The sequence below is a fragment of the Pedobacter sp. PF22-3 genome (genome assembly GCF_026239555.1).
Taxonomy (GTDB): Bacteria; Bacteroidota; Bacteroidia; order Sphingobacteriales; family Sphingobacteriaceae; genus Pedobacter.
On the sequence record NZ_JAPIVP010000010.1, the window covers coordinates 108,745 to 125,749 of the forward strand.

Below are 17,005 nucleotides of genomic sequence, written 5' to 3' on the forward strand. Positions count from 1 at the left end.
ATATATCAATCGGAAGCTAAGCTAAAAAACCTATATCGATATTCGGGAACTTTGAGGTTATATCCGCTGGTAAAATTTAATTATTCGATTAAGGTTAAAGCTGGATTGGGCTATAACAGAAATGGTGTTTATTATTCTTTGATTTAGCATGCACCAAGTCCTTTAAGCAAATTGAAAGCTAACTAAAATTAACTCAATCAAATTTCTGGCAAGGCATTGCGAATAGAAATTGCAGATGTAGGCTAACCTTTTCTGCCCAAGTTTAAGAAATAACCACAAGCAGTTAAATAGATTAAGGAATTTAGTTAATTTTTTTAAAAATTCAGACGCGAAAGGATGACTTTATTCAAAAAAATATTGCTTCAAGCCAGTTTTTATATAAATTAGTAAACTAAACGACTATGGCGAAGTGAAGTCTATACCCATTACTGCCGAAAAGGAATTACTAACCAGATTAAAGAGTGGGGATAAGACTGCCTTTAAACAGTTATATCAGATATATTCCGGTAGACTCGCCAGTAAATTGATTTACTTGTTAAAATCTGAAGATTTAGCTCAGGATATCTTACAAGATGTATTTCTAAAGATCTGGATTAACCGTGAAATGATTGATACTGAACTTAGTTTTGGTGCATTCCTTTATAAGATTGCCACAAACCTGTCTAAAAATGCGATCCGGAAAAACGTTTATGACCAGCTCATGCGGCATGAGGTTGGCCAGGAAGCGGTGTATCACCCTATGGAAGAAGGTGATGATGCTGAACAGGCGAAAACCATTTTAGATCAGGCCATGAATCAGCTTACAGACAGGCAACGGGAAGTTTATACTTTACATAAACTGGAAGGGCTCAGTTATCAGGAAATTAGTGAAAAACTAAATATCAGTCTTTCTGCCATTAATCATCATATCCAAAAAGCCAATAAACACTTAAAAACAGTGCTAAAATCGAGGTCGTTTGAGCTATTTATTCTGCTGCTACCCTCTTTATTAAAAAAATAATTATAAGAGGTGCTATTTTTTCTTTTTCATGTGTATTCTATTCTAAAAGGGCAAATTTCCCTTAGTTTAAGATGAGCAAGCCAAACAGAATCAACCTTTTATTTGATCAGTATCTCCAGAATATCATCAATAAAGATGAATTGGCCGAGTTACATCAACATCTTCAGGATGAACAGCATCAGGCACTATTTGATGAGGCAGTTAGCGATTATTTTGATTCAACCTCACATACCGCTCATACAAAGGCAAAAGAAGTTGGAGATTTAGCCTGGCAGAAAATTGCGCAACACATCGCAGAACCAAAACCAGCTAAAAAGCTGAGGTTGTTTTCAACGTTCAAATTTGTGGCCGCAGCCGCTGCGCTAGTGATTGTATTATTTACCACGTTTTATATATATCAATCAAATCGTACTCAAGACCGTTTAACAAAAGCTATTGCACATGATATTCAGCCCGGAACCCATCGGGCAACATTACAGGCTGCAAATGGGAAAATATACCAGTTAGAAGGTAGCAAAGAAGAAATTATTGCAGGCGAAAAAGCAATCCGCTACAAGGATGGGGCTTTGCTTGAAACAGAAGCTCAAGTGCAGAACTTTACTTTAAGCACACCAAAAGGCGGGCAATATCGCATCACTTTGGCTGATGGCACCAAAGTATGGTTAAATGCTGCCTCATCGATATCTTACCCCAGTATATTTACAGCTAATGAAAGACGGGTTGTACTTCGGGGTGAGGCTTATTTTGAGGTTGCCCATAATGTTCACAAACCTTTCATCGTGAGCACTGAAACGCAGGAAATAAAGGTTTTGGGAACAGCTTTTAATGTAAATGCGTATGAAAATGAGGGGGTAACAGTTACTACGCTTGTTCACGGCAGGGTGCAACTTAAAGGCCCTAACACTTCGAATCCATCATATTTAAATCCTGGAGAACAGGCTGTATTAAACCGAAATACTTTTCAAATTACGCCTGTAGATGTGACATTAAATACTTCATGGAAAGATGGCGAATTTATTTTTACGGCTACACCGCTTACAGCGGTGCTTCGCCAGATTGAGCGCTGGTATAACCTGGAAATCGATTACAGTGGCATCCCTGAAGACATCCAGATTCATGCCTCTATCCAACGAGACAAACCGTTATCTGCAGTACTTTCAGCGCTTGAAAAAATTACCAACTTAAAATTTGATGTTGAAGGAAGGAGGGTGAAACTGATGAAATAATTTTACAGCAAGGCAGAACATGGTAAGGACAAAACTAATCCATATCATAGCCACATATCTACCAACCAATCAACAACCCATAACCAAACAAACTAATCACAATATGAACGATTTCCTTTTTTTTAAGGAGTATAGCGGGCGTATGTCCGGTCATAAAATTAATGGCGAAGCCACTACTAATACCAATTCACTGTTATCTTTTAGGTGGATTATCATTTTGTTTTTTTTATTCGCGCTTTCATTTTCGAATCAATTGTATGCACAAACCGTGACACTTGATCTCAAGAACGCAACCATTATTAAGGCAACAACAGAAATCAGGAAGCAAACCAAATATGATTTCACTTATAATGACCTCATTTTAAAGAAAGCAAAACCGGTTACTTTGAAACTTGTTAAGGAGCCGCTTAACAGCGCATTGAAAAAGCTGTTCGCAGGTCAGGACCTTGATTATGAAATTAAAGACCGGATTATCATTATTACAGAAAAAAAAGCTAGCGTAGCTACCGATGCAGACAAAGCTTTAGATGGTCCGGTAACCGGAAGTGTTACCAATGAATATGATAAACCGATGGAAGGTGTTACGGTAAGGGTAAAAGGAACAAAGTTTTATACCCAAACCGATAAAAGTGGTCATTTTACCATTCCTGGTCAATATTCAACCAGCTTGCTTGAAATTAATCATTTGGGCTATCATCATTTGGAAATTCCTGCACAACGGGCACGTGTTGTTTCGCTCAAAATATCTGCATCCGAGCTGAAAGACATTGTAGTAAACACAGGTTATCAGCAAATTGATAGTCGTCAGTTAACCAGTGCGATTACTAGTATTAAAGTTGAAGATCTTCTTACACCCGGTGTGAATACCATTGACAAATTATTAGAAGGCAGGGTGCCCGGACTGGTTTTTATGCAGAATTCAGGACAGGTAGGCGCAGCACCCAAGCTTAGAATCCGTGGCACATCCACTATTTTAGGTAACCGTGAACCACTGTGGGTGCTTGATGGAATTGTACTTCAAGACCCTGTAAATATTGATCCAAAATCAGTTAATGATCTTGACTTTGTAAACTTACTAGGTAACGCCATTGCAGGATTAAATCCTGAGGACATTGACCAGATTGACGTGCTTAAGGATGCTTCTGCTACCGCTTTATACGGCGCCAAAGCGGGTAACGGTGTAATTGTAATTACGACCAAAAAAGGTAAGCCCGGTAAAGCAACCATTTCTTACTCAGCCAATACCACTTTCAACAGACGTCCGCGTTATTCGGACCGAAACATGAACATGATGAATTCTGAAGAACGAATGGATGTTTCAAAGGAAATGGTAGAACGACGAATACAATATAACAACGTAACGCAGTTTTCAGGCTACGAAGATGCCCTTCAAAAATATTATAAAGGAACCATTGATTATAACGAATTTAAACGCCAGAGTGATTATTATGCCGGTGTAAATACAGATTGGTTAGGTCTGATTACCCAGGATTCATATTCTCAAAATCATACTTTAACTTTATCCGGAGGCTCTAACCGTATTAAATTTTATTCTTCTTTGGGTTATCTGGATGAGCAGGGAACAATTAAGGGGGAATACAATAAGCGGTATTCATCAGTAGTTAATGTAACAGCAGACTATGATCAGTTTCTGGCGCAAGTAAGCTTTGCAGGAAATTACTCTTCCAGGAATTATTCGCCAAGTGATTTAGGCATCATGAATTATGCTTACAATACCAGTAGAACTTTGCCTGCTTATAATCCTGACGGGAGCTATTTTTATTATCCAGTAGTTATCAATGGAAGTCGAATTTTTAATTACAACATCCTGAAAGACAGAAATTACAGCTCTGACCATACAGACCTGATTGCAAGCAACTTGAAGGCTTTGGTAAGGTTAAAAATTACGCCAAAGTTTAACGTGGAAGGTACTTTCGCCTATGCCATCAGTAATAACGACAGGCAATTGTATTATACAAAAGATTCTTATTATATCGGTAAACTTCGCAATGATTTTGCGCTCCGTAATGATATGGCTCCGGTGGGAGGTGAATGGACAAAAAATGAGACCCGTAATAACAATTACACTGGCCGTTTACAGGCCAACTATGCTACAACCTTCGGCGCAGAAAACAGACACTCCCTTACAATTTCAGGAGGTACGGAAATAAAATCAAATGAATATAACGGTTTTGACATCACGAGAAGAGGATATTTCCCGGAAATGGGTGGCTACTTTGATATTGTACCTACTAGTTATACAGGCTATTATAACCAATGGATGTCTACCAAGGCTGCTTTGGGTTCATTCAATCGCCAGCTGACTAACGAATTTGCCTGGTATGGTACAACAGGTTATTCTTACCGTGATAAGTATATTTTCAATTTTAATATTCGTGGTGAAAAATCTAACTTATTTGGAACACGTTCAAATAATAAATTGCTCCCGATCTACGCCTTTTCTGGTAGGTGGAATATGAAAGAAGATGTAGCCAGAAATACCTCATGGGTAAGTGATCTGTCCCTAAAGGGATCATGGGGCTGGCAAGGAAATATGCTTCCGGGGCAATCGCCATATATGATCATTAAACAAAATCCAGCTACTGATCCTTATTATAATTCTTCATCTGCAAATATTGTTAATTACCCAAATCCAGATTTAAAATGGGAGCGTACTTCATCATCTAATATTGCATTAGATTTTGCTTTGTTTGGCAATAAAGTGAGTGGGTCAATAGGTTACTTCTATAAAAGAACGCAAGATGCATTTCTTAATAAAACCGTATCAGAAATCAATGGTGTTCAATCTTACGTCATCAATAGCGGAACAATAGAAAATAAAGGTGTAGAAGTAGCATTAAGCGTTACGGCCATTAATAATGTGGGCATGGATAAGTCTAAACGTGGTTTTGTTTGGCGTTTTGATCCGCAATTGGGCCAGGTGCTGAATAAAATCATTAACCAGGCCATCAACAATAGAAACAATGTACTTATCGACAACATTAACTACTCCAATTACCTAAGCGGAAATATTCAGCTGGCTGGAAAACCGATTAACACCTTTTATTCTTACAAATTTAAAGGCTTAAGCCCTGTTGATGGCTCACCCATTTTCTATGGTTTAGAAGAAAAAAATTCGGCGGCATACCAACAGCGTTATCTAAATATGGATAGGCAAGACATTTACCTGGAAATCATGAGTGAGTCAGGTCGTCGCGAACCTTTTATTCAGGGTGGCTTATCAAATTATTTTGGATATAGAAATTTTGGACTATCATTTAACCTCACTTATTCTTTAGGAAATAAAATCCGATTGATGAAAATTGCTTCAGGTTATGCCACTACCAGTGCTTATCCGCAGCAAAATTTACGCAAAGAGTTTGTAGATCGTTGGCGCAGACCTGGTGATGAACTTTACACCAACATTCCAGGCCTTCAGGTATCAACTGATGGAATTAATCCATGGTGGCAAAACTATCCGGTAAACAGCCTTGAACTCGGTGGAAGTGCTTATGAGATGTATGATGATTCTGATGTCAGGTTAGTGAGCGGCGATTACTTAAAATTGCAATCGGCATCTTTCCGATACAGTTTTTCAGAATCTGTAATGCGTAAATTAAAATTGAGTTCGGCCTATGTAAGCCTTACAGGGACAAACTTATTCACCATCACCAATAAAATGTTGAAGGGACAAGATCCAACTCAATCGGGTGCTACTCCAAACATCAATCTATCGATTAGACCAACCTATACCGCAAGTATTAATGTTTCATTTTAAAAGAAAACAAGCTATGAAATATCTTTTAACCCTTTTAACTTGCCTTTTGCTCCTGAGCTCCTGCAGCAAGTTTTTGGAAGAATATTCTACAGATCAAAAATACCTGGAAACCACCGACGACCTGAACAAGGTAATGATTGGCGAGGCCTTCATGAATAATGTATATGGTTACTATCTCTACAATCCTACAACCATGGGAAATATTACTTCAGAGACTGATTTTTCTGCACCATGGCTCCACGTAATGGATGATGATAGTGAAGCATTTGTACTTGGAGCTGCTGACAGAGATCAGGCTACTCCGCTTTACATGCTTTCTGGTTTTCACAACTGGGGGCAGAATCCAGCGGTCAACATTTTAGGCTTCGCCTGGAATGATATCATGTGGAAAAAAGTTTATAAACGCATTAGTGCCATTAATGCATTAATTTATCAAGCTTCGGAAATTGCTGCAAAAAACCCGGCCGATGTAAACCTGCAACATTTACGTGGTGAAGCCTATTTTCTTCGCGCTTATTACTACTTTTTAATTCAGAATATCTATGGCGCTCCATACCGTAAGGCTACTGCAGCAACTGATGAAGGTGTGCCTTTAAAGATTTCGGAAAAAATAGAAGATATCTATTTTAAACGGACAAATAATGAGGCTGTATATAATCAGATTGTAGCAGATCTTAATCAAGCCGCAGATTTCCTTCAAGGCTACAATCCTACAACTAAAATTAGGGTAGGTATTGCTGCTGTTAAATGTTTACAAAGCCGGGTATATCTATTTACCGAACAATATGATAAAGTATTGCAGGTGACTAATGGATATGAAAATATGGGTTACAGTATCATTGATTTAAAGCGTTATGTGGCAAACAGTAACTTTACTTACCGCAGTTCTACAGAAACCATATTTACAATGGGAACAAATGCTGTTCCTGTCGTTTTTCCTAATGATTCTTTAGGATCTTCTTCTCCTGTTGATCGTCTTGCATCTGGTTTTAAAGCTTCTGATAATCTGATACAGCGCTTTAGCCCTAATGATTTACGCCTGAATGCCTGTTTTAAGCTATCTGCAAAAAGCAAAGCATTTCTTCCGGCTAAATACCGTACCTGGGAAACTTATAACGATCCGGAGCAGGTATCTTGTATCTTTTCTTTCCGTTTGCCAGAAATGTTGCTTAACCGTGCAGAAGCGCAAGCTATGCTTGGTGCTGATGGTGAAGCCTGGAGTGAAATTCAGAAACTGCAGGCGATGCGCTTTAACAATAACACAAGCAGCCAGCAACCAGCATCTAACCCGGCTCTGGTTAACTTTATCCGGGATGAACGTAGGAGGGAATTTTGCTTTGAAGGTCATCGTTGGTTCGATTTGAGGCGGTATGAAGTAAATTCAAAATATCCGCTAGGTGCAGATTTTACGATCAAACATCCCACCTATAGTTATGATGCGCAAACGAATACCTACACCCGAGCTGGAAATTATGTTCTAAACTCTATTGCTCAGGATGCCGCCAGCTGGCAGGTACCCATCCCTAATTATGCTATAGAATTTAACAGGGGCTCACTAACCAACCCCATTCGCAGTGTACGTAATATTCAACCTTAACCTGATCAAGATGAAAAATATTTTATTTGTGATTGCAGCATGCTTTTTATTTACGCTGCTTTCATGTAGAAAAGAACCTTTTACCAAATTTCCGGATTATGATAAAAACTGGTTGGCCATGGAAGATAATCCCAATGATGCAACCATTCATGCCAATTTTCAGTTTTATAAAGAAACAGGCATCCCGGTATTTGTTAACGATACCATCGGCTCGCAACAGCGGGTAAATGTTTTCGGAAAAGCTTACACTTATTACGAAGTCCTATCCTTAAGCTATTCGCTTGGTGGCATACAAAGTGGACCGCCACCTGTGGTGCAATCTTTCACTTATTGTAATAAAGCAGATGTACCAACTGCACTCACGTTTTTAAAAACAGAAATTATACCGTTAATAACGGGCAAAATACATGTTCCGAGTATTCTTTTGGTTGAAAATATGAATACCAATGCTTTCGGAACCTATGCCTATAAAGGTTTTAATACCATTGTAGTTGCACAGATCTCAAAAATCCCAACCATGAGCGCAGCTACTAAAGCGAATTACAAAGCAGCAATATTAAGATCTATGCTTACCAATACAGTATTGGATAATAAATATGCGAGTACCCTGGATAAGTTTTATACTGTTTCTAAAAAATTTGTAACAGGGCGTGATGCTTACGGGTTAAGCACTTATTTTTTAACCAGCAATTATATTGTGGGTTTACCGGCTGGCACTCCTTTAACTTTTCAGGCAATAGGTTTTCTTGGACCAGATACCATTATAACCTCAATATCACCCAACTCTACCTGGCTAGATGTGAGCATGTACATAGAAGCGGCCATGGCGAATACTGATGACCAATTCAAACAAAAATATGCTGCATATCCTAATATTCTTTTAAAGTACGGCTACATCCGCCAGATTTTAACTGATATGGGAATAAAATAATTTAAACAAAACCACATATTCAACCGCTGGCAAGCAATTTTAAACTTACCAACTTTTAAACAATTACAAAACTATAATGAAAAAAACACTAATTTTTTCTGCGATGATTGCGATATCTGCATCATCATGGTCACAAACCGCTGTCATTAAAGGAAAATTCCACAAGCTTTTGCCAAATGGCAAGGAAACTCAAGAGGTTTTCTTTTCCAAACCTGAAGATGGTGAGATTGAGGTTATTCTCCCGATGGTAAAAAGCAGACAAGACCAAATCTTTCGTGGAGAAGTAAAGAAAGAAGATCTTAATACCATCCGTTATGTAGGGGTATTTGATGAACAGTATGCGGTTTACCTGAAAGCTGGCGAGGAACTGAATGTAGACGCTGGTGACGGACAAATTGTTTATTCAGGGACTATCAATAAAGAAAACCAGGTATTTGCAGACTGGTACAAAATGATAAAGCCACTTAGAAATTATGGTTATACCAAAAATGGCTACACGTTACCTTCTGACGGGTATCTGAGAATCATTGATTCACTTAAAGCACCGGTAGAGCAGTTTATTAAAAATATCAATACCGGAAACACAGCCTTCGATAAACAGGCTAAACATTTTTTAACTTATAGTTATAGATATGATGTGATTATTCCAACTGCTTCTGGTTTAAACATCGGGAAGAAAGATGAATATCCTGAGAGTCTGGTAAAATTTTATAATGATGAAAAATGGACAGATGCCAATATATGGAACCTGCCTATGGGTTATCATTACATGCTTTACTTCGCCTTTGTGAAACATATCATCTATAATTCGAAACAAGGTATGGCTGCCGATATACTCATCCCAGAAATTTCTAATAAGGAGCTGAAAGCTAAATTTATTGTTGCACAGGCAGAAAGAGGCGCAAACATGAATCTTGTTCAATACCTGGAACGTAATGAGCAGTATATGCAAACCAATCAGCAGCGTGATAAAATGAAAGTAATGTTGAAAAGAGCTCGTATGCAAGAACCTGGTGGAGACTGGATTGATTTTTCTTATCCTGATGCTGCTGGTAAAATGCACAAATTATCAGACAACTTAGGTAAAGTGGTATTTATTGATGTTTGGGCTACCTGGTGTGCGCCTTGCCTTAAAGAGCAGCCAGCACTTGAAGAATTGGAAAAATCTTTCGCAGGTAAAGATGTAGTTTTTCTAAGCCTTTCCATTGATACCGATAAAGCCAAATGGCAAAAAATGGTAGAAGAGAAAAAATTATCTGGCCTACACTTGTTTACCAACAACAAAGGATCTGTTGTTAGCGACTATGAAGTAACAGAAATCCCTAGATTTATTTTATTTGATAAAAACGGAAAAACAGTGAGCATTGATGCCCCTCGTCCTACTGATGCTAAATTAAAAGCCCTTATTGAATCTACCCTTAAAGGAGAAAAATCAACAACAAAATGAGAAAATTAATTATTCTTACCATCATTTGCTTAAGCACATTAGGCTGGAAACCTACCTTTGCTCAGGGTATCAATTTTGAAACTATTACTTTGCAAGAAGCCATGAATAAGGCTTCTGACCCTGCAGCCCCCAGATTTATACTGGTTGACTGTTATACTACCTGGTGCGTACCCTGCATAGAGATGGCTTCATACGAATTTCCAAAAAAAGTTGCCGGAGATTATTTTAACCCAAAATTTATTTCTGTAAAGTTTGATATGGAAAAGGGTGAAGGAAAAGAACTTGCAAAAAAATACAATGTAACGGCTTATCCTACTTTTCTTATTCTAGATGCAAAAGGACAAGAAATTAACCGGGTTGTAGGTAAATCAAACGCAGAAGAATTTGTTGCGAAAGTAAAAGCGGCACTAGATCCAAAAAATTCCTTACCAGGATACAAAGCTGCTTATGAAGCAAACAAAAGTTTAATAACAGGTTTGCCTTACGCCCTGGCGCTTTACCAGAATTCAAAAGATCCCGTACCTGTGTTAAATGAGTTATTTGATAATTCGGAGGATTACGAACGCTTTAGCAGAGATTACCTGGAAGTTGCTTTAGGTACAACTAAATTTGGAACGCCTTTTTTCAGAAAACTAATGATGGATAAAAGCAGCATTGACCAGGCTTTAGGTACTGAAATAACCAACAGGATTCTTTTCGACAAAATACGTAAGGACATGTACAGTATTGCAACTGAAACCGGTGCCAGATATAAAGTTTTCTACACGCCACAGGAAGTGGAAGATGTGGCTTATACCATTGGCTTACTTAAGTTACCTCAGTTCGAAGCTGAAAACCACATGTGCCGCATCGCTCTGTTTGTGGTGAATAAGGATTTGGATGGTATGATCCGTTACTTTAAACGTCGTGTTTCTACTTTACCTAGCGAAACCCCATACAAAGGTATTCTAGAAGGAATATTAATGCAGAATTTAGCTAAAGCTACTCCTGAACAAAAGGCTGCAATTATGAGTTATTTTGAAGACCGTGCCAAGTCTTTGGCTAAGGAAGCCAAATCTTACCAGGAAAGAGTAACCGTAATAACTAAATAGGCTAAAAAAATTTCTTTACTTGTCCGGCCAATCGAGCTGGCCGGACTTATTAAAATTCCCATGAATCTATTTAGAATAAAAAAAGAATTGCAGTTAATTGTATTGCTATCTGGCCTATTGCTTACAGCACGCTCTGCAAGTGCACAGGATTTTACCAACGATCAAAAGATTTTAGCTGATTACCAAAAAAGTGTAGATTCTTTACTAACCAAAACAAAATCAGTAACTGCAACCGCGGCCTTGGCGGTATTAAAAGTACCTTCTATTACTTTAGAAATTAATTTAGCAAAAGATACCAAAAAGGCTTTAAGCCCAAATGCATTGTACGAGTTGGCCAAAAAATCTATCCTGATTGTTGGCTGTTCTTATCTTTGCCCGAAGTGTTCAAATACGCATTTGAGCGAATCAACAGGTTATGTAATTGATGCTAAAGGAATTGTGGTAACAAACTATCACGTAGTAAATACCTATGCAGATATGCATGATGGCTTCAAACCTGTTGCATTTACGGTGCGCTTGGCAAATGGTCACGTTTATGCAGTTAAATCCATATTAACAGCATCTAAAAAAAATGATCTGGCCATTTTACAACTGGAAACAAATGGAGATATGCTGCCTGCCCTTCCTCTTGCAAAATCCGCAAATGTTGGTGATCAGGTTTTTGTACTCGGACATCCAAAGGGAATGCATTATTTTTTTAGCCAGGGTAACGTAACTAACAAATACATGGAAGAAGCTGGACCAGATGATGCCCATTTTTTCAGGGAAATGATGGCCATCTCTGCAGATTATGCAACCGGATCTAGCGGTGGCCCTGTATTGGATGTTTACGGACGTGTTGTGGGAACGGTTTCAAACACCAAAATGTACACACATAGTGAAATGAACCCGAGTATGCAAATGGTAGTGAAGAATACAGTACCTGTAGAATCATTATGGAAACTGATTCGTTCGGAATCAAATCAATAAATTAGCTTCATATTAACAGCTATTTCAGATGCCCGCGACTAAAAACCGCGGGTATTTTTGCAATCTTTAAAAATGGCATACCGCAAATCCACCCAAAATTTACCCCCACCTGATTAAGTATTTAATATCTTTGCCAAATGGAACACGTATTGGATAATCCGATCTATTATGCCTTAACATCTGGTCATAACCAGTTCTCAAAAGGCATTAACGAGGTTAAATATTATACTGAAGATATTACTGTATTTGCCGGCTTAAAAGATAATTCGCAGGCGAATCTAAACACCCTCTATCAGATCAGTCAGGCAGAAAGCCTTTTCGTATTTTTCTCCAAAACACCTGTAGAAATACCTGAAAAATGGAACCTATTAACCCATATCAATATGTTTCAATTGGTTTTTCGTGGCGAAGAAATCCCCACACCAGATGCAACAGGAATAACAGATCTAGATCTGAATCATGTTAATGAAATGATCGATCTGGTAGAGCTGACCAAACCGGGACCTTTCCTGTCCAAAACCATAGAATTGAGCAATTATACCGGCATATTCGTGGATGGAAAACTGGCTTCAATGGCTGGTCACCGCTTTTTCCCTAGCCCCTATCGCGAGGTAAGCGCGGTTTGTACCCATCCCGATCATTTGGGGAAAGGTTATTCCTTTAAGATCCTGCAGGAGCAGATCAAGCGCATATTGCTCCGCAACGAAATCCCTTTTCTGCATGTGAAGAACGATAATGAGGCTGCCATCAAGCTTTATCAGAAACTGGGTTTCGAAATCAGGACCGATATGATTGCCTATGTGATTAAAAAAGAGGATTTATAGATTCAAGGGAGAATGTTTCTAAATAGAAATCTTGCTGAAAATTTCGGTTTTTATGGCTTAGTTTTGCCGGACAAATAACAAAACATGTCTAAAACAAAACTTACCATTAACAATAACGGCTCTGTTAAAATTGAGGGCGATTTCGAAATTGTAGATAGAAACGGAAACGTTTATGGCTTACAGGGCAGAGAAGTACTTTCGATCTGCCGTTGTGGTTTATCTAAAAACAAACCTTTTTGCGATGGCGCACATAATGGGCATTTTGAGCACGAAGCGATTGCATTCGACCTTCCCCCAAAAAAAGTTTAATAAACAGTATTAAAAGCATAAAAGCATCGGTCTTAATAGATTGGTGCTTTTTTGTTTAAGGCTCAATGAAACCATTACCAATTGGTGATGATGCCTGGATATACTTCATTTAATTGCTAAAAGAATTATTTGACCACTTTTCTGCTTACGCCATTTTTTACCGGAACCTTTTTATACCATTCGGTGTTAAATGAATAAATAAGTTATATCATGGCAAAAGAGAAGAAAAAAAGCAAAAAGAAAAAGGATAAAAAGAAAGGCAAAAAAAAGAATAAGTTGGGCGTTAAAAACTCATTGGTAAACAACATTAATGCCCGAAAGAAAAAAGGCAAATCGAGATCCAAGAAAAAGTCGAAGATCAGTAAAAAAGCCTACAAAAAGATGCAAAAAGGCTGGAAGAAATAATAACTGATGTTTAGTTACTGTTTCAAACCGTGAGAACAATTATTCACCTTTAACTATCTTAAGGGTATTAATATCCTAAAGGATAGTGATATCCTTTAGGAAAGCTTATATCTTTGTACAATGGGGCCAACAAAACAACACCATAATAAAGAAACCTGTACGGCAAGTTTAAACGCCGTAAAAGATGCACTCTATGTATTAAATGGTAAGTGGAAGTTACCCTTGATTATTTCTTTGCAAGAAGGACCACAACGTTTTAATGAGATCCAAAAATCGCTTGGAGAAATTACGCCAAAAATATTATCAAAAGAACTTAAAGATCTGGAATTGAATGAATTTGTGATCCGCAAAGTATACTCTACCACTCCAGTTACCGTAACCTACGAACTTACCCCATACAGCGAATCATTAGATAAAGTAATTAATGAATTAAGAGATTGGGGATTAAAACATCGCGAACGTCTGGTTAAGAACAGAAAAACCGAATCAGCCGAAGCAGAAGTAACAGCTTCTCGTTAGGAGTTAAATTTAACCTCCTGGGCCATCTATTTTCGCCAAAAAAGCAAAAAACCGATAATGATAAAATTCGGTTATCTTTGTACAAAATAAAATCCATGGCGGTATTACATAAAAAAGAAGAAAAAATTCAGGCAGTGCTGGGTAGGTTGCCTAAAAAATATACAGATGAACAATTTGTAGAAATGTTTATCAGACTTTATTCTAAAGATTGGGGCAAAATTAAATCAGCTTACATTAAACAATCTCAGGATAAAGAACCAGGAACAATCATCAATATGCCTAAACCAGAGGTATATTTAAGACAGATTCTTGCAAACTACCTGCAACAAGATCATATAACTGAAGCAGCAGCACCTAAAGAAGAACCCGTTGCTGACGCACCTGCAACTGAAGTAAAAAAAGCTAAAGCACCAGCTAAGAAGGATGTTGTGGTTGAAGAAGCGCCTGCCGGGGAAAAAGAGAAAAAAGTACCTGTTAAAAAGAAAGCCGAAGCAACTGAAGAGCCTGCATTAGAAGTTAAAAAAGCTAAAGCGCCTGCAAAGAAAAAAGCTGAGGCAACAGAAGAAACTCCGGTAGCCGAAAAGAAAACAAAAGCAGCAGCTAAAAAGCCTGCAACAAAAAAATAAAAATATTTTACATCATATATAATAAATCACCTTTTTGGTTGTTTATACATATGAGAGCGTTAATTTAGATGACGGGGATAGGTCGGTATGATTTATCCCCGTTCTTTTTTAGCTTTTTTTCTTATCTATTTTTCTTTGTCATGCTGAGCCAAGGCGAAGCATCTTTTAATTTTCAGAATATACCATACTCCATTTTTATCCATCCATTAGTTTTACATCCAAGTGTAAATTTTATTCATTTAATTGGTATATCGGGAAAAGTCGATATACATTTGCATCATGGATCAAGTAGAAATATTTAAAGCCCTTTCTAACAAAACACGTTTACAGATTTTAACCTGGTTAAAAGAGCCTGAATTACATTTTCCAGAACAGCCAAATGCCGATTTTGAAAATGTTGGTGTTTGCGTTGGGCAGATCCAGATTAAAAGTGGCTTATCACAGAGTACCATTTCCGAATACCTGTCTATTTTACAGCGTGCTGATTTAATCAACTCTACACGCGTGGGCCAATGGACTTATTACAAACGCAATAAAGAAGGTTTAAAAAAATTAAGCAATATCATCAATACCGAATTATAATTTAGAAACATATGAACACAGATAGTTTATTTAGGCCATTTAGCCTTAAAACATTAAATATCAAAAATAGAATTGTTATGGCACCTATGACGAGATCATTCTCTCCAGGTGGTGTGCCAACACCTGAAGTTGCAACATATTATGCAAAAAGAGCAACCGGAGAAGTAGGTTTAATTTTATCAGAGGGAACGGTAATTAACCGCCCGTCTTCTTCATCAGATCCCAACATTCCACATTTTTACGGTACCGAAGCCTTAGCAGGATGGCAGCAGGTAATTAATGAAGTTCACCAGGCCGGTGGGCAAATGGGGCCGCAAATATGGCACCAGGGTATTCATGCAAATCATGCTTCTGGTTGGTTACCAAGTACGCCATTTGAAGGCCCCTCATCTTTTAACAGCCCTGGGTTTGAAAACGGCGTACCGATGACGGATGCAGCTATTGCCGATACCATTGCTGCTTTTGGTCAGGCTGCGGCTGATGCCAAGGCTCTGGGTTTTGACACCGTTGAAATACATGGCGCGCACCAATATCTGATCGATCAGTTTTTTTGGGATGCGACCAATAACCGCACCGATATTTATGGGGGTAAAACCTTAGCCGAACGTACCCGTTTTGCTGTTGAAGTAATTAAAGAAGTACGGAAACGAGTTGGTGAAGATTTCGCCTTAATTATCCGCTTATCACAATTTAAACCGGCTGCTTATGATTTTAAATTAGCTAAAAATGAGCAGGAAATGGAACAATGGTTAACTCCAATGGCCGAAGCCGGAATTGATATTTTCCATTGCTCGCAACGCCGCTTCTGGGAGCCCGAGTTTGAAGGTTCTGATTTAAATTTTGCAGGATGGGCCAAAAAAGTAACCGGTAAAACTACCATCTCAGTAGGCTCAGTTGGTTTGGACGGAGATTTCTTTGGTGCTTTTGCAGGCCAAAGCTCACAGCCTAGCTCGCTAGAGGAACTAGTACGCAGAATGGACCGTGGCGATTTTGATTTAGTAGCCGTTGGTCGTCCGCTTTTAGCAGATCCGAACTGGGTAGAAAAAATTAAAAATAACCGTATGGAAGAATTGAAAGGCTTTAGCAAAGAAGCTTTAATGCAATTGGTATAAAAAACCCTATTTTTTCTTTTCAAGTTTAGAAAGGCATCTCGAAAGGGATGCTTTTTTGTTAAATGAGCTCGCCGTCATCTCGACTGCAGCACAGCGAAACGGAGAGATCTATTGGCAACCTCTGGTGTTATCATAACAACGAAAAGAAATTATTTTATTCGATGGAAATATTGAAGACGTATCTGTGATGTCAGATGTTACCATCTGACATTGGGAAGAAACTATTTTATCCAATAAAAGCATTCAATAAAATAAAACTTTTTCTATCATGAGGAAAGCAATGCCTGTGATACTTCGGTTGCTCCAGCCCCGCCCTTTGCTTAATCCGGCTGAAAAAGCCGGGATAACGCTGTCGGTCGGGTTTATTTTACTTCTTACAGTAGCAATGTCGTAGCCGCCTAAACCCGATCAAAGCGGGAGCGGGAATACAATAGCCTAAAAGCCTCTGCACTTGCTTTCCAAAACCCAAAAGAGGTACTCCTTTTGGTACTGGGTTTCGTCATCTCGACTGGAGCATCGCGGAATGGAGAGATCTATCCAGGCAGATTATCAATTCCGTTGCACCCGATATCATGTTCGCTTATAATGA

The 17,005-nt window shown here is 38.3% G+C and carries 15 protein-coding genes; all 15 read left to right on the top strand.

Annotated features, from left to right (window positions below; all coding sequences use genetic code 11):
* The first annotated feature begins 409 nt into the window (after positions 1-409).
* The 15 genes from OQX63_RS14265 to OQX63_RS14335 all read left to right on the top strand — a co-directional run bounded on the left by OQX63_RS14265 (position 410) and on the right by OQX63_RS14335 (position 16,416).
* Positions 410-1,000: an RNA polymerase sigma factor gene (locus OQX63_RS14265; protein WP_265851528.1), complete on the top strand. Its 591-nt coding sequence runs from the start codon at positions 410-412 to the stop codon at positions 998-1,000.
* Positions 1,001-1,071: 71 nt separating this feature from the next.
* Positions 1,072-2,226 (top strand): FecR family protein, encoded by a 1,155-nt coding sequence (locus OQX63_RS14270; protein ID WP_265851529.1) that lies wholly within the window; start codon positions 1,072-1,074, stop codon positions 2,224-2,226.
* Positions 2,227-2,329: 103 nt separating this feature from the next.
* On the top strand, positions 2,330-6,004 hold the full coding sequence (locus tag OQX63_RS14275) for a SusC/RagA family TonB-linked outer membrane protein (protein ID WP_265851530.1): 3,675 nt from the start codon (positions 2,330-2,332) through the stop codon (positions 6,002-6,004).
* Between the two features lie 13 nt (positions 6,005-6,017).
* Entirely contained in the window at positions 6,018-7,601 is a 1,584-nt protein-coding gene (locus tag OQX63_RS14280; protein ID WP_265851531.1) for a RagB/SusD family nutrient uptake outer membrane protein, read from the top strand.
* A gap of 10 nt (positions 7,602-7,611) precedes the next feature.
* The gene (locus tag OQX63_RS14285; protein WP_265851532.1) at positions 7,612-8,532 is read left to right on the top strand and encodes a hypothetical protein; all 921 of its coding nucleotides are present in this window, start codon (positions 7,612-7,614) and stop codon (positions 8,530-8,532) included.
* Between the two features lie 76 nt (positions 8,533-8,608).
* Positions 8,609-9,979 carry a TlpA family protein disulfide reductase gene (locus OQX63_RS14290; protein WP_265851533.1) on the top strand — a complete coding sequence of 457 codons (1,371 nt, stop codon included), beginning with the start codon at positions 8,609-8,611 and terminating at the stop codon, positions 9,977-9,979.
* Positions 9,976-11,070: a thioredoxin family protein gene (locus OQX63_RS14295; protein ID WP_265851534.1), complete on the top strand. Its 1,095-nt coding sequence runs from the start codon at positions 9,976-9,978 to the stop codon at positions 11,068-11,070. Before OQX63_RS14290 ends, OQX63_RS14295 begins: the two co-directional genes overlap by 4 nt.
* Positions 11,071-11,130: 60 nt before the next feature.
* Positions 11,131-12,039: a S1 family peptidase gene (locus tag OQX63_RS14300; protein WP_265851535.1), complete on the top strand. Its 909-nt coding sequence runs from the start codon at positions 11,131-11,133 to the stop codon at positions 12,037-12,039.
* A gap of 137 nt (positions 12,040-12,176) precedes the next feature.
* Positions 12,177-12,863, top strand: coding sequence for a GNAT family N-acetyltransferase (locus OQX63_RS14305; RefSeq protein WP_265851536.1), 687 nt, complete (start codon positions 12,177-12,179; stop codon positions 12,861-12,863).
* 84 nt (positions 12,864-12,947) lie between these two features.
* The gene (locus OQX63_RS14310; RefSeq protein WP_010600649.1) at positions 12,948-13,172 is read left to right on the top strand and encodes a CDGSH iron-sulfur domain-containing protein; all 225 of its coding nucleotides are present in this window, start codon (positions 12,948-12,950) and stop codon (positions 13,170-13,172) included.
* A gap of 210 nt (positions 13,173-13,382) precedes the next feature.
* The gene (locus OQX63_RS14315; protein ID WP_090984532.1) at positions 13,383-13,577 is read left to right on the top strand and encodes a hypothetical protein; all 195 of its coding nucleotides are present in this window, start codon (positions 13,383-13,385) and stop codon (positions 13,575-13,577) included.
* Positions 13,578-13,697: 120 nt separating this feature from the next.
* A complete protein-coding gene (locus OQX63_RS14320; RefSeq protein ID WP_265851537.1) occupies positions 13,698-14,096 on the top strand; it encodes a winged helix-turn-helix transcriptional regulator in 399 nt (132 codons plus the stop codon).
* A gap of 95 nt (positions 14,097-14,191) precedes the next feature.
* Complete coding sequence (locus OQX63_RS14325) at positions 14,192-14,722, top strand: hypothetical protein (protein WP_265851538.1); 531 nt, start codon at positions 14,192-14,194, stop codon at positions 14,720-14,722.
* Between the two features lie 279 nt (positions 14,723-15,001).
* The gene (locus OQX63_RS14330) at positions 15,002-15,304 is read left to right on the top strand and encodes an ArsR/SmtB family transcription factor (RefSeq protein ID WP_265851539.1); all 303 of its coding nucleotides are present in this window, start codon (positions 15,002-15,004) and stop codon (positions 15,302-15,304) included.
* 11 nt (positions 15,305-15,315) lie between these two features.
* Positions 15,316-16,416, top strand: coding sequence for an NADH:flavin oxidoreductase (locus tag OQX63_RS14335; RefSeq protein WP_265851540.1), 1,101 nt, complete (start codon positions 15,316-15,318; stop codon positions 16,414-16,416).
* The last annotated feature ends 589 nt before the right edge of the window (positions 16,417-17,005 follow it).